Below are 13,460 nucleotides of genomic sequence, written 5' to 3'. Positions count from 1 at the left end.
CCGGAAATTGCGCCGGAAAGCTGGCGGAATGGCCTAAGCCGCTGTTCGGACAGTGAAAAACCGGGGAACTATCGGTATAATCTGCTTTTGCGCCCATAGGATTTGCCATGCGTCTGATCCAGAAAGCACTCACGTTCGATGACGTGCTCCTCGTGCCTGCGTTTTCCAACGTTCTGCCGCGCGATACCAGCCTGAAAACCCGGCTGACCCGTAAAATTTCTCTCAATATGCCGCTCGTGTCCGCCGCAATGGACACGGTCACCGAAGGGCGCCTCGCGATCGCGATGGCCCAGATGGGCGGCGTCGGCATCATCCACAAGAACCTCACTGCCGCCGAGCAGGCTCGCGAAGTCGCGAAGGTGAAGCGTTTCGAGTCGGGCGTGGTGCGCGATCCGATCACCGTTCCGCCGCAAATGAAAGTGCGCGATGTGATCGCGCTCACGCAGCAGCACGGCATTTCGGGCTTTCCGGTAGTGGAAGGGCAGCAGTTGATCGGTATCGTGACGAATCGCGATCTGCGTTTCGAAGAACGCCTCGACGAACCGGTCCGCAACATCATGACGCCGCGCGAACGCCTCGTGACGGTCAAGGAAGGCACGCCGCTCGCCGAAGCCAAAGCGCTGATGCACAGCCACCGGCTTGAGCGCGTGCTGGTCGTGAACGATGCATTCGATCTGCGCGGCCTGATGACGGTCAAGGACATCACGAAGCAGACCGAACACCCGGACGCGTGCAAGGACGAGCACGGCAAGCTGCGCGCGGGCGCGGCGGTCGGGGTCGGTCCGGAAAACGAAGAGCGCGTGGCGTTGCTGGCCGCGGCGGGCGTGGACGTGATCATCGTCGACACCGCGCACGGCCATAGTCAGGGCGTGCTGGAACGCGTGCGCTGGGTGAAGCAGAACTATCCGCATATCGAGGTGATCGGCGGCAATATCGCCACGGCCGAAGCAGCGAAGGCGCTGGTCGAATACGGCGCGGACGCGGTGAAGGTCGGGATCGGCCCGGGTTCGATCTGTACGACGCGGATCGTCGCGGGTGTCGGCGTGCCGCAGGTTACGGCCATCGCGAACGTGTCGGACGCGCTGCGCGGTTCGGGCGTGCCGGTGATCGGCGACGGCGGCGTGCGTTTCTCGGGCGACGTCTCGAAGGCGCTGGCAGCCGGCGCGGATGCCGTGATGATGGGCAGCATGCTGGCCGGCACCGAAGAATCGCCGGGGGACGTGTTCCTGTTCCAGGGCCGCCAGTACAAGGCGTACCGCGGCATGGGTTCGGTCGGCGCGATGAAGGATGGCGCGGCGGATCGGTATTTCCAGGACAACTCGGCAAATATCGACAAGCTCGTCCCGGAAGGCATCGAAGGACGCGTGGCCTACAAGGGCTCGGTCAACGCCATCCTGTTCCAGGTCGTCGGCGGCGTGCGCGCGAGCATGGGTTACTGCGGCTGCAAAACCATCAACGAATTGCACGAGAAGGCCGAATTCGTCCAGATCACCGCCGCCGGCATGCGCGAATCGCATGTGCACGACGTGCAGATCACGAAGGAAGCGCCCAACTACCACGTGGACTAACCATGAAACCGTTGCTGCGGGCCGTACTCGTCATCAATGCCCTGATTTTCTTAGGCGCCGGATTGCTGTTCCTGCTGACGCCGTGGGCCTCGTTGTACGGCGCGTTGCAACTCGAACCGGTGCAGCCCGCGTTTGTCGGGCAGTTGTTCGGCATCGCGCTTATTGGATTGTCGTGGATTGCGTTTCACGCGGCGGTAGACGGCGCGTTGACCGCGACGGCGGCGAAGGTTTGCGGGCATGTCGAGTGGCTGTCCGGGCTGGTCATGCTGGTCTGGCTGCTCGGTCTGCGGACGCCGCAAATTTCGGGGTTCGGGCAGGTGGTCGCGGCGCTGGTCGGTGTCGCGTTGTTGATTCTTGGGCTCGGCAGCGTGCGCTTGTCGGGCGCGGTCCGGCGGCGCGAGCGCGCGGCGGTGGCGGGCGCGGTATCGGCTTCGCGGGCGGAAAAGCGCGCCGCGAAGCGCGAGGTGGCGAACGAAGCGGCGAACGAGCGGCCGGAGTGGGTCGAGCCGGTCGTGACATCCGCGCCGGTCGCGGCTTCGGTCGGCGAGCCGGTGGTGGTCGCAACGCGACGAGCCACGATCGACCCGCTCACCGGCCATGAGGTCGCGCAGCCGATCGATCCAGTAATCGATCCGGCGACAGGCCGGCGGGTCGAGCCAGTCGGGTCGGCCACTTCACTGCGCCCCGCGTCTGGTCGCCCAGATCCGCTGCGCCCCGAAGCTGGTCGCCCCGATCCGCTGCGCCCCGAAACTGGTCGCCCCGATCCGCTGCTCTAGCCGCCCGATGATCGAAACGCACCTTTCCGCCACGGGCGTTTCGCCGCAAACAGTACAGGACCGGTCGGCTTTCGCGCCGACCGTCGATTTTTCCGGCCGGATGCAACGCCGCGCGGTTCGTCGCGAGTTTGCTCATCCGTGGCCGTTCACGAAACACGTTCAATCCCGTTCACTTCGCCTTTGGCCGCTGCCATGCACGACAAAATCCTGATTCTCGATTTCGGCTCACAAGTCACCCAGTTGATCGCGCGACGCATCCGCGAATCGCATGTCTACTCGGAAATCCATCCCTACGACGTCGACGACGCGTTCATCCGCGACTTCGCGCCGAAGGGCATCATCCTGTCGGGCGGCCCGAATTCGGTCACCGAAGCCGGTTCGCCGCGCGCGCCGCAAGCCGTGTTCGACCTCGGCGTGCCGGTGCTCGGCATTTGCTATGGCATGCAGACGATGGCCGAGCAACTCGGCGGCAAGGTGGAACTCGGCAATGTCCGCGAATTCGGCTATGCCGAAGTCCGCGCGCACAACCACACGAGCTTCCTGAATGGCATCGAAGACTTCCAGACGGCTGAAGGCCACGGCATGCTGAAAGTGTGGATGAGCCACGGCGACAAAGTGGCCGACATGCCGGTCGGGTTCAAGCTGATGGCCTCCACGCCGGCTTGCCCGGTCGCCGCCATGGCCGACGACGAACGCCGCTTCTACGGTCTGCAATGGCACCCGGAAGTCACGCACACGGTGCAGGGCCGCGCGATGCTCGACCGTTTCGTACTCGAACTTTGCGGCGCGAAGGCCGACTGGGAAATGGGCCATTACATCGACGAAGCCGTCGATAAAATCCGCGCGCAAGTCGGCGGCGAGCACGTCATTCTCGGGCTGTCGGGCGGCGTGGATTCGTCGGTGGCGGCGGCACTTTTGCATCGCGCGATCGGCGATCAGCTAACCTGCGTGTTCGTCGATCACGGCCTCTTGCGCCTGAACGAGGCCGAGCAGGTCATGGCGACTTTCGCCGATCACCTCGGCGTGAAGGTGATCCACGTTGACGCGAGCGAGGTGTTCCTCTCGAAGCTCGCTGGCGAAACGGACCCGGAAGCGAAGCGCAAGATCATCGGCGCGGAATTCGTCGAAGTGTTCCAGGCCGAAGCGAATAAGCTGACCGACGCCAAATGGCTCGCGCAGGGCACGATTTATCCGGACGTGATCGAATCGGCGGGCAAGGGCAAGAAGGGCGCGCACACGATCAAGAGCCACCACAACGTCGGCGGTCTGCCGGAAACGCTGAACCTGAAGCTGCTCGAACCGCTGCGCGAGCTGTTCAAAGACGAAGTGCGCGAACTCGGCGTGAAACTCGGGCTTCCGCCCGCGATGGTGTATCGCCATCCGTTCCCGGGTCCGGGCTTGGGCGTGCGTATTCTGGGCGAGGTGAAGCGCGATTTCGCCGATTTGCTGCGTCGCGCGGACGCGATTTTTATCGAGACATTACGCACGACCATCGACCCGGAGACGGGCAAGTCGTGGTACGACCTGACGAGCCAGGCGTTCGCGGTGTTTCTGCCGGTGAAGAGCGTCGGCGTGATGGGCGACGGACGCACCTACGAGTACGTGGTCGCGCTGCGTGCCGTGCAGACGCTCGATTTCATGACGGCGCATTGGGCGCATCTGCCGCACGCGTTGCTTGGGCATGTGTCGAACCGCATCATCAATGAGGTTCGCGGGATTAATCGCGTGGTGTACGACATTTCGGGCAAGCCGCCCGCGACGATCGAGTGGGAATAACACGGCTTTGAGTTTTAGATGAAAACAGCGCCTGCAAAGGCGCTGTTTTGCGTTTGGAGGACACATCGAACGCACCGCTACGCGATCCCGCGCGAAATGACAAGCACGCCGATGCTCTCGCGCAACCCCGCGCCGAACGTTCGTACACTGCGCGGCGTACTGTCACGCCGCGCTGATAGAATACGAGATGGACGAACCGGTCCGGAACCTTGCCGCAAGCTATCCTCAGATCGTTAAAAGATCGGCGGATTTGCACTCACAGTTGCACTTCAATAGCCGATCGTTATCCCCGATGAAATTGCTAGATGCCTTAGTCGAGCAGCGTATCTCCGCCGCGGTCGCGCGCGGAGCGTTCGACGATTTACCCGGCGCGGGCGCGCCGCTCGCCTTCGATGACGATGCGCTCGTGCCCGAAGAAGTCCGCGTCGCGAACCGTATCCTCAAGAACGCGGGTTTCGTGCCGCCCGCCGTCGAGCAATTGCGCGCGCTGCGCGATCTGCAAGCCGAATTCGACCGCGTCACCGACCCCGCCGCGCGCTGCCGTCTGCAAGTGCGCATGCTCGCGCTCGACATGGCGCTCGAATCGCTGCGTGGCACGACCAGCTTGCCGCATGAATATCGCCAGCGGATCGCGCAACGGCTGTCCGAACGGGCGCAAAGCCGCGCGGCGGAGGAGTCGCGGTGAGCGGTGCGCCCGCGTCGCAGTTGTCGCCGGAAGCGGCGCTCGAACGCGACCGGCGCTTCATGCAACTTGCGCAAAACGCGGCCGACGCCGCGCGCGCGGCGGGCGAGGTGCCCGTTGGCGCGGTGCTCGTCCACGGCGACGAAGTCGTGGCGACCGGCTTCAATCATCCGATCGGCGCACACGATCCCTCTGCGCACGCTGAAATGATCGCCTTGCGCGAGGCGGCGCGCCGGCTCGAAAACTACCGCCTGCCCGGCTGCGAACTGTACGTGACGCTCGAACCGTGCCTCATGTGCGCGGGCGCGATCATGCACGCGCGCATCGCACGCGTCGTGTTCGGCGCGGCCGATCCGAAAACCGGCGCATGCGGTAGTGTCGTCGATGCGTTTGCGAATGCGCAGCTCAATCACCACACGTCGGTCGTGGGTGGCGTGCTCGCGGACGAATGCGGGCAGGCGCTGAAGGATTTCTTCGCCGAACGCCGCCGTCTGGTCCGCGAAGCTCGCGCCGCCGCCGCTGCTTCCGGCGACACCATTCACACTTTTCCCGCCCGCCCATGATCGTGAAACCGCGTTCCATCGACCTCGTCGCACCGTCCGGTTACCCGCAGGATCCGGAGGCCGTGGCGCGCGGAATCGAGCGTCTTACCGATGAAGGCCACCGGCTCGACAATCTGCTCGCGACTCAGCGGCGTTATCAGCGTTTCGGCGGAACGGACGGCGAACGCGCCGCCGACCTCAACCGTCTCGCCGATCCATCGCGCCCGCTGCCCGACATCGTGCTCGCCGTGCGCGGCGGTTACGGCGCGGCGCGAATTCTCCACGGGCTCGACTACGATGGGTTGCAACGCCTTCGCGATCAACCGGTTGCGATCGTCGGACACAGCGATTTCACCGCGATTCAGTGCGCTCTTTTCGCGCGCGCGGGCGTCAAAAGCTTCGGCGGGCCGATGTTCGCGGGCGATTTCGGGGCGGAACGCGTCAGCGCATTTACGATGCGACATTTCTGGCAGGCGCTCAGCCAGCCGCAATTCACGGTGATCTCGGACGTGCCGCAGGTGCAACCGGTCGACGTTACCGGCATGTTGTGGGGCGGCAATCTCGCGATTCTGGCATCGATGATCGGCACGCCGTATATGCCGCCGGTCGAGGGTGGCATTCTGTTTATCGAGGATGTGAACGAGCATCCGTTCAGGATCGAACGGATGATTTACCAGCTGCACCAGTCGGGCATTTTGGGGCGCCAACAGGCGCTCGTGCTAGGGGAGTTTTCGGGCGGCCGTTTGTCGGATTACGACAACGGCTATTCGCTGGAAACGATGATCGAGCACGTGCGCTCGGTGGTCGGCATTCCGATCGTCACCGGCCTCCAGTTCGGTCATATCGACGATTTATTGACCCTGCCGTTTGGCGCAACCGCGCATCTGCGGGCGCAACCGGACGGTTTCACGATGCGTCTGAGCGATTATCCGCATCTGGTCTGAACGACACACGTCGCAAAGAGGACGCTCGAAAGGGCGTTTTTCAGGCTATAAATTTGCAACTAACGGTCAATTTTTAGGCCGTGAATGATTTGGCTCGCGGCGATCGCCCATTCTATTTTGTCGACAATTCAGCCCGTACGTGTCCCTAGGGAAAAGTCCCTAGAAGCCCGTGAAATGACCACTGGAAGCGACTCGAAGCACTTTCGAACGCCCGAAATATCCGCGATCCGCGATTTCAAGACGCCAGATTGTTGACAATCTTTATGGCGCTCGTAAGATGCCCAACATGCCAACACGAACATCATGCTCAACACGTCAATGAACGTTTCACTGGACGCCGCAGCCGCAACAGCAGGCAACGCCACCGCCGAGTCGATCGCCGAGAACATCCGCGCCGCGATCCTCGAGCATCGGCTCGCGCCCGGCGCGAAGCTCACCGAAGCGCAGTTATGCGAAGTCTTCAGCGTCAAGCGCGGCACGGTGCGGCAGGCGCTCGCGCAACTGGCGGGCGAGCGGCTCGTCGATCTGGAGCCGAATCGCGGTGCATTCGTCGCGAGTCCGTCGCTCCAGGAAGTACATGAAGTGTTCGAGATGCGCCGCATTATCGAGACGGCGGTGGTCGAGCGGATTTGCACTGGCCACGGCACGCGCCGCCTGAAGTCGATCAGCGCGACGATCGGCCGCGAACGGCGCGCGTTCGAAAGTCACGATTTCACCGCATGGATCCGCCTGTCCGGCGAATTCCACACGGAACTCGCCGGACTGACGGGCAATACGGTGTTGTGCGAGTGTTTGTCGGGACTCGTCGCGAGATCGACACTGATTTCGGCGCTTTACGAATCGCTCGGCAAGAGCTCATGTTCCTTCGAGGATCACGAAGCGATACTCGCGGCACTCGATGCTGGCGAGAGCGCGCGCGCCACCGAATTGATGGCGCGGCATCTGCAGGAAGTGGAATTGAAAATGCTCGATCGCCCGGCGCGCGGCGCGGTCGATCTGCGGGAAGTTTTCTCGGCGACGGCGACGTCCGCACGCGAGAAAACCTGACGACGGCGGCGAAAGCCGCCCGCGAGATTCACACGAAATGAACGAAGCACACGCGCCAATCTGGCTGCGCGGGGCTTTGCACATTCTCACGGTTTGATCGATACGCGAACCGGGAGAAAGGAATCGAACGAAGCGCCCGAGCGGGCGCGGATCGAAACCGTCGCGTGACCTGCTATCAGGCTTCATAGAAAGCACGCAGGCGCCGGCAGCAGCGGATGCGAAACACTTGCGTTTCGGACCCGCACCGTCGCATTAACGGCCGACTTTCACCGCTTCACTTGCCGTTCTCACACATGGAGACAACATGGCCCAGTACAGCGCATCGCCCGGCAATCCCGTCATACCCGCTTATAACGAGAGCGCGTCCGCGCACGACGAAATTCCTGCCGGCTTCAGCGATCGTCTTTATAACGAAGACCTCGCGCCGCTGAAAAAACAGACGTGGGGCGCGTACAACATCTTCGCGTTCTGGATGTCGGATGTGCACAGCGTCGGCGGCTATGTGTTCGCGGGCAGCCTGTTCGCGCTCGGTCTGACGAGCTGGCAAGTGCTGGTCTCGCTGCTGGTCGGCATCGGGCTTGTGAATGCGTTGTGCAACCTGATCGCGAAGCCGAGCCAGCAAGCCGGCGTGCCGTATCCGGTCGCATGCCGCGCGACCTTCGGCGTGCTCGGGGCGAATGTTCCGGCGCTGATTCGCGGGTTGATCGCGGTGGCATGGTACGGAATCCAGACCTTTCTCGCGTCGAGCGCGCTCGTGATCGTCGTGTTGAAGTTCGTGCCGCAACTCATGCCTTACGCGGATGTGCATCGCTACGGTTTCGTCGGTTTGTCGGCGCTCGGCTGGGCGGGCTTCATGACGCTGTGGGTGCTGCAGGCGATCGTGTTCTGGCGCGGCATGGAGATGATCAAGAAGTTCATCGATTTCGCCGGCCCCGCCGTGTATGTCGTCATGTTCGTGCTGGCGGGCTACATGGTGTGGCGCGCGGGCATCAAGAACGTCGGGCTGAACCTCGGCGGCGTGAAATATCACGGCATGGAAGTCGTGCCGGTGATGATCACGGCGATCTCGCTGGTCGTCTCGTATTTCTCGGGTCCGATGCTCAATTTCGGCGATTTCTCGCGCTACTGCAAAAGCTACCGCAGCGTGAAACGCGGCAATTTCTGGGGCCTGCCGGTCAACTTCCTGGCGTTCTCGCTGGTGACCGTGGTGACGACCGCCGCGACGCTGCCGCTGTTCGGCGAACTCATTACGGACCCGGTCGAAACGGTCGGCCGTATCGATCATCCGACCGCCGTGATTCTCGGTGCGCTGACCTTCACCATCGCCACGATCGGCATCAATATCGTCGCGAATTTCGTGTCGTCGGCATTCGATTTCTCGAACGTCGCGCCGCGTCTGATTAGCTGGCGCGCGGGCGGCATGATGGCGGCGACCGCGTCGATTTTCATCACGCCGTGGAATCTCTTCAACAATCCGGCGGTGATCCACTACACGCTCGATGTGCTCGGGGGCTTTATTGGACCGCTGTACGGCGTGCTGATCGTCGATTTTTATCTGGTCAAACGCGGCAAACTGGTAGTGGACGATCTTTATTCGATGTCTGACACTGGCCGCTATTGGTACACGAAAGGCGTGAATCGCCGCGCGGTGGCGGCGCTTCTGCCGGCAGCGGCGATCGCGGTGGCCTGCGTGCTGGTGCCCGCATGGCACGGTTTCGCGAATTTTTCGTGGTTTGTCGGCGCGGGACTCGGCGCGGTGTTCTATCGCGTGCTGGCTAAAACGTAAGCGCAAGACCCGCGCGGATCGTGACATTCGCGCGGAGAGAGATCGAACCATCACCCGGCACGTCAGGAGCCACGCAATGCTAATCAAGCTGATTAACCCGAACACGACGCAGCGCATGACCGACTCGATGGCCCGTTGCGCGCGCGACGTGGCCGCGCCGGGGACGGAAATCGTCGCGGTGAGCCCGACGATGGGGCCGTCGTCGATCGAAGGCTATTACGACGAGGCGATCGCCTCGCTGGGTCTTTTGGGCGAAGTGGAAAAGGGCGAGCAGGCGGGCATGGACGGCTACGTGATCGCGTGTTTCGGCGATCCGGCGCTCTACGCCGCGCGCGAACTGGCGCGCGGGCCGGTGATCGGCATCGCGGAAGCCGCGATGCACGCCGCGAGCGTGATCGCGCCGGGTTTTTCGGTCGTGACGACGCTCGCGCGCACCTGCGGCATGGCGTGGCATCTGGCCGAGCGCTACGGCATGAAACGCTTTTGCCGCAACGTGCGCGCAACGGATGTCGCGGTGCTGGAACTGGACACGCCGGGATCGTCGGCGCGCGCGATCATCATCGACGAATGCCGCCGCGCGCTCGACGAAGACGGCGCGGAAGCCATCGTGCTCGGCTGTGCGGGCATGGCGGAATTCACGTTCGAGATCGAGGATGCGATCGGCGCGCCGGTGGTGGAGGGCGTGACAGCGGCCGTGAAATGGGCCGAGGCGCTGATCGCGTTGCGCCTGCGTACGTCGAAGCGCGGCGATTTCGCGCGGCCGCTGGCGAAGCGCTACGACGGCGATCTGGCGCAGTACAGCCCGCGGGACATACATCGGACGTGAGCCGCATTATCTGTGCTGCTGTATGGGCGCGTCCGGGCGTTTTCGCTACACTGGACCGTCCGCTTTTTCACTGGCGCCCCTTTCCCGAATCCACGCTTTCACGCTGAAACGCCATGTCAAACGATTCCCGCTACCCACGCGACCTGATCGGCTACGGCCGTCACCCGGTGCAGGCCAACTGGCCCGGAAAGGCGCGCGTCGCCGTGCAGTTCGTCCTGAATTACGAAGAGGGCGGTGAAAACTGCGTGCTCCACGGCGACCCGGGTTCCGAGCAGTTTCTTTCGGAAATCGTCGGCGCGGCGGCCTATCCGGCTCGTCACATGAGCATCGAGTCGATCTACGAATACGGCTCGCGGGCGGGCGTATGGCGCATCTTGCGCGAATTCGAAAAGCGCGGCTTGCCGCTCACGGTATTCGGCGTCGGCATGGCCATCGAACGGCATCCGGAACTGGCGCGCGCGTTCGTCGAAATGGGGCATGAGATTGCGTGCCACGGCTATCGGTGGATTCATTATCAGGATATGTCGCCGGAGCGCGAAGCCGAACACATGCGGCTCGGCATGGAAGCGATCGAGCGCGTGACGGGCGTGCGGCCGCTCGGCTGGTACACCGGACGCGATAGCCCGAATACGCACCGGCTGGTAGCGGAATACGGCGGTTTTCTCTACGACTCCGACAACTACGGCGATGACCTGCCGTTCTGGATGGACGTCGAAACCACCGGCGGCAAGACCTCGCCGCAACTGATCGTGCCGTACACGCTCGACACCAACGACATGCGTTTCGCCTCGCCGCAAGGTTTCAACACGGCGGATCATTTCTTCACGTATCTGCGCGACGCATTCGATGTGCTCTACGAGGAAGGCGATGAAGCGCCGAAGATGCTGTCGATCGGCATGCACTGCCGGCTGCTCGGCCGTCCCGGACGATTCCGCGCGCTGCAGCGTTTTCTCGATCACATCGAGCAGCACGACCGCGTGTGGGTCACGCGCCGGGTCGATATCGCGCGGCATTGGCGCGAGCATCATCCGCGCTGACTCGCGGCGGCTTGAATTTGCAGGGTATTGCAGCGGCGGCAAGTGCGCTCTGGCGTGATTTCCGCCCTCCGTTTGACACAGTTGAAAACGACGCCGGTCGTCGACCGAACCGGACATGTGCAACCAGAACTCCAACGAGACGACGGCATGAAAGCGATGCATTACACACTCGATCAACTCAACGCGCTGCCCGAACAAACTTTCGTCACCGCGTTGTCGGGCATTTTCGAGCACTCGCCGTGGGTGGCTGAAGCGGCGATGTCGCAGCGGCCGTTCGCGAGCGTAGACGCGCTCCATTCGACGATGTCGGGCGAGGTCGCGGCGGCGAGCGCCGAGGCGCAATTGGCGCTGATCAACGCTCACCCGGAACTCGCGGGCAAGGCAGCGGTGCGCGGCGAACTGACGGAAGAATCGACCCGCGAACAAAGCGGCGCGGGCCTGAATCTCTGCACGCAGGAAGAGTTCGACCGGCTCCAGGCGCTTAACGCGGCGTATCGCGAGAAGTTTGGCTTTCCGTTCATCCTCGCCGTGCGCGGTTATGACCGCCACGGGATCATCGCGAATTTCGAAGCGCGCGTGCAGAACAGCCGCGCAGACGAACTTCGCACGAGTCTCGACCAGATCTACCGTATCGCGCGTTTCAGGCTCGACGACCTGATTAGCGCTTGAAACAGCGCTTGAATCAGAAGGCGACACGCGCCTGAAACCTATCACCACTGCAGCATTCACCGGGACTCAAGACGATGGCACTTCCGACACTCGACCCCAACGCTCCCGAATTCACGCGCCGCTATGTGAATCTGGCGGACCCGCGTCTCGGCGCCCAGGCGCTTGAGGCGAGCGACGACTTCTTCGCGCCGAAAGAACGCATGCTGAACCCGGAGCCGGCGGTTTTCATCCCCGGCAAATTCGACGACCACGGCAAATGGATGGACGGCTGGGAAACGCGCCGCAAGCGCGTGACCGGCTACGACTGGTGCGTGATCAAGCTGGCGCGCCCGGGCGTGATCAAGGGTATCGACCTCGATACGAGCCATTTCACCGGCAACTTCCCGCCGGCAGCGTCGATCGAAGGCGCGCATGTCGTTGAAGGCGCACCGAACGGTTCGACGCAATGGACGGAAATCGTGCCGTCGATGACGCTGCAGGGCAATACCCATCACTATCTGGATATCGCGCATACGCAGCCGTTCACGCATCTGCGCGTAAATATTTATCCGGATGGCGGGATCGCGCGTCTGCGTGTGTACGGCCAGCCGCAACTCGACTGGAGCCGCGCGAGCCGCAGCGAACTGTTCGATCTCGCCGCGATGGAAAACGGCGCGTATATGGTCGGCACGAACAACCAGCACTTCGGCTTTGCATCGACGCTTCTGATGCCGGGACGCGGCGCGAATATGGGCGACGGCTGGGAAACGCGTCGCCGTCGCGAGCCGGGCAACGACTGGTGTATCGTCGCGCTCGCGCAGCCGGGCGTGATCAAGAAGGTCGAAGTGGATACCGCGCACTTCAAGGGCAATTATCCCGATGGCTGCTCGCTGCAGGCCGCGTATGTGAAGGGTGGCACGGACAGCTCGCTCGTCACGCAGGCGATGTTCTGGCCGGTGCTGCTCGGCGAACAGAAGCTGCAGATGGACAAGCAGCACTTCTTCGAATCGGAACTGGCGGCGCTCGGTCCGGTCACGCACGTGCGCTTCAATATTCTTCCCGACGGCGGCGTTTCGCGTCTGCGTCTTTTCGGTACGCTCGCATAATGAAGACGCTCGCTATCGAACCGTTGACGCGCGCTGCTTTCGCGCCGTTTGGCGACGTCATCGAACTCGATGGCGCGAAGCAGATTCCGATCAACCTCGGCACGACCATCCGCTTTCACGATCTCGCGAAAATCGACGTGGAAGACGAGGGCGGCCGCGCCATCGTGAACCTGTTTCGCGGACAGCCGCGCGTGCTGCCGTTCGAGGTGAAGATGATGGAACGTCATCCGCTCGGGAGCCAGGCATTCGTTCCGCTGAACGAGCGGCCGTATCTGGTGGTCGTCGCGCCGGCCGGCACGCTCGATCCGTCGGCGATCCGCGCGTTCGTGTCGCGTGGCTGGCAGGGCGTGAATTACGCGAAGGGCGTCTGGCATCATCCGCTGATCGCGCTCGATGCGGTGAGCGACTTTATCGTCGTGGATCGCGGCGGTGACGGGCACAATCTGAACGAGCAGGATTTGCCGGAATCGGTTTGGCTTACGCAGGACGCGCTGCGCTAGGGGATTTTTTTGTAGACGGTGGATCGAAGGGACCGGGCTTAGCCTGGTCCCTTTTTGTTTTTCGGTTCTGCGGGTTTGGCGCGGCGCGAACCGCAGAAAAATGAAACTGGGATGAGTGCGGCGCGGGCTTTGCGACCGCGTGAAGCCACACGTTGGCCTCCAAAACTCGCGCGCGCCTGAAACCACACGACGGCCTGAAACCACACGGCTGCCTGAAACCAC

Annotated in this window: 13 protein-coding genes; all 13 read left to right on the top strand. The window is 62.9% G+C overall.

Features of this window, described 5'->3' with window-relative positions; all coding sequences use genetic code 11:
* Positions 1-107: 107 nt before the first annotated feature.
* Positions 108-1,568: an IMP dehydrogenase gene (gene guaB / locus AC3D25_RS09390; protein ID WP_488888140.1), complete on the top strand. Its 1,461-nt coding sequence runs from the start codon at positions 108-110 to the stop codon at positions 1,566-1,568.
* Between the two features lie 2 nt (positions 1,569-1,570).
* Positions 1,571-2,344, top strand: a complete 774-nt coding sequence (locus tag AC3D25_RS09385; RefSeq protein ID WP_488888139.1) for a hypothetical protein — start codon at positions 1,571-1,573, stop codon at positions 2,342-2,344.
* A gap of 192 nt (positions 2,345-2,536) precedes the next feature.
* The gene (gene guaA / locus AC3D25_RS09380) at positions 2,537-4,120 is read left to right on the top strand and encodes a glutamine-hydrolyzing GMP synthase (RefSeq protein ID WP_488888138.1); all 1,584 of its coding nucleotides are present in this window, start codon (positions 2,537-2,539) and stop codon (positions 4,118-4,120) included.
* 292 nt (positions 4,121-4,412) lie between these two features.
* The gene (locus AC3D25_RS09375) at positions 4,413-4,805 is read left to right on the top strand and encodes a DnaJ family domain-containing protein (protein ID WP_488888137.1); all 393 of its coding nucleotides are present in this window, start codon (positions 4,413-4,415) and stop codon (positions 4,803-4,805) included.
* Positions 4,802-5,365, top strand: a complete 564-nt coding sequence (gene tadA / locus AC3D25_RS09370) for a tRNA adenosine(34) deaminase TadA (RefSeq protein WP_488888136.1) — start codon at positions 4,802-4,804, stop codon at positions 5,363-5,365. The genes AC3D25_RS09375 and tadA overlap by 4 nt, the downstream gene beginning before the upstream one ends.
* A complete protein-coding gene (gene ldcA / locus AC3D25_RS09365) occupies positions 5,362-6,288 on the top strand; it encodes a muramoyltetrapeptide carboxypeptidase (RefSeq protein ID WP_488888135.1) in 927 nt (308 codons plus the stop codon). Before tadA ends, ldcA begins: the two co-directional genes overlap by 4 nt.
* A 318-nt stretch (positions 6,289-6,606) precedes the next feature.
* On the top strand, positions 6,607-7,335 hold the full coding sequence (locus tag AC3D25_RS09360; protein WP_488889650.1) for a GntR family transcriptional regulator: 729 nt from the start codon (positions 6,607-6,609) through the stop codon (positions 7,333-7,335).
* 304 nt (positions 7,336-7,639) lie between these two features.
* Positions 7,640-9,121 (top strand): NCS1 family nucleobase:cation symporter-1, encoded by a 1,482-nt coding sequence (locus AC3D25_RS09355; RefSeq protein WP_488888134.1) that lies wholly within the window; start codon positions 7,640-7,642, stop codon positions 9,119-9,121.
* 76 nt (positions 9,122-9,197) lie between these two features.
* Complete coding sequence (locus AC3D25_RS09350; protein ID WP_488888133.1) at positions 9,198-9,947, top strand: aspartate/glutamate racemase family protein; 750 nt, start codon at positions 9,198-9,200, stop codon at positions 9,945-9,947.
* A 113-nt stretch (positions 9,948-10,060) separates the two neighbouring features.
* Positions 10,061-10,984: an allantoinase PuuE gene (gene puuE / locus AC3D25_RS09345; protein ID WP_488888132.1), complete on the top strand. Its 924-nt coding sequence runs from the start codon at positions 10,061-10,063 to the stop codon at positions 10,982-10,984.
* A gap of 147 nt (positions 10,985-11,131) precedes the next feature.
* Positions 11,132-11,653, top strand: a complete 522-nt coding sequence (uraD, locus tag AC3D25_RS09340) for a 2-oxo-4-hydroxy-4-carboxy-5-ureidoimidazoline decarboxylase (RefSeq protein ID WP_488888131.1) — start codon at positions 11,132-11,134, stop codon at positions 11,651-11,653.
* Between the two features lie 74 nt (positions 11,654-11,727).
* Entirely contained in the window at positions 11,728-12,738 is a 1,011-nt protein-coding gene (alc, locus tag AC3D25_RS09335; RefSeq protein ID WP_488888130.1) for an allantoicase, read from the top strand.
* A complete protein-coding gene (locus AC3D25_RS09330; RefSeq protein WP_488888129.1) occupies positions 12,738-13,238 on the top strand; it encodes an ureidoglycolate lyase in 501 nt (166 codons plus the stop codon). Before alc ends, AC3D25_RS09330 begins: the two co-directional genes overlap by 1 nt.
* Positions 13,239-13,460 lie beyond the last annotated feature (222 nt).

The sequence above is a fragment of the Caballeronia sp. SL1002 genome, assembly GCF_057814995.1.
The sequence above is the reverse complement of the archived record's forward strand: the minus strand, read 5'-3'. Positions and strand labels throughout refer to the sequence as shown.

Bases quoted from the DNA above. Each gene is read 5' to 3' on its own strand.
- guaB (WP_488888140.1), top strand. From the start codon at position 108: ATGCGTCTGATCCAGAAAGCACTCACGTTCGATGACGTGCTCCTCGTG.
- AC3D25_RS09385 (WP_488888139.1), top strand. From the start codon at position 1,571: ATGAAACCGTTGCTGCGGGCCGTACTCGTCATCAATGCCCTGATTTTC.
- guaA (WP_488888138.1), top strand. From the start codon at position 2,537: ATGCACGACAAAATCCTGATTCTCGATTTCGGCTCACAAGTCACCCAG.
- AC3D25_RS09375 (WP_488888137.1), top strand. From the start codon at position 4,413: ATGAAATTGCTAGATGCCTTAGTCGAGCAGCGTATCTCCGCCGCGGTC.
- ldcA (WP_488888135.1), top strand. From the start codon at position 5,362: ATGATCGTGAAACCGCGTTCCATCGACCTCGTCGCACCGTCCGGTTAC.
- AC3D25_RS09360 (WP_488889650.1), top strand. From the start codon at position 6,607: ATGAACGTTTCACTGGACGCCGCAGCCGCAACAGCAGGCAACGCCACC.
- AC3D25_RS09355 (WP_488888134.1), top strand. From the start codon at position 7,640: ATGGCCCAGTACAGCGCATCGCCCGGCAATCCCGTCATACCCGCTTAT.
- AC3D25_RS09350 (WP_488888133.1), top strand. From the start codon at position 9,198: ATGCTAATCAAGCTGATTAACCCGAACACGACGCAGCGCATGACCGAC.
- puuE (WP_488888132.1), top strand. From the start codon at position 10,061: ATGTCAAACGATTCCCGCTACCCACGCGACCTGATCGGCTACGGCCGT.
- uraD (WP_488888131.1), top strand. From the start codon at position 11,132: ATGAAAGCGATGCATTACACACTCGATCAACTCAACGCGCTGCCCGAA.
- alc (WP_488888130.1), top strand. From the start codon at position 11,728: ATGGCACTTCCGACACTCGACCCCAACGCTCCCGAATTCACGCGCCGC.
- AC3D25_RS09330 (WP_488888129.1), top strand. From the start codon at position 12,738: ATGAAGACGCTCGCTATCGAACCGTTGACGCGCGCTGCTTTCGCGCCG.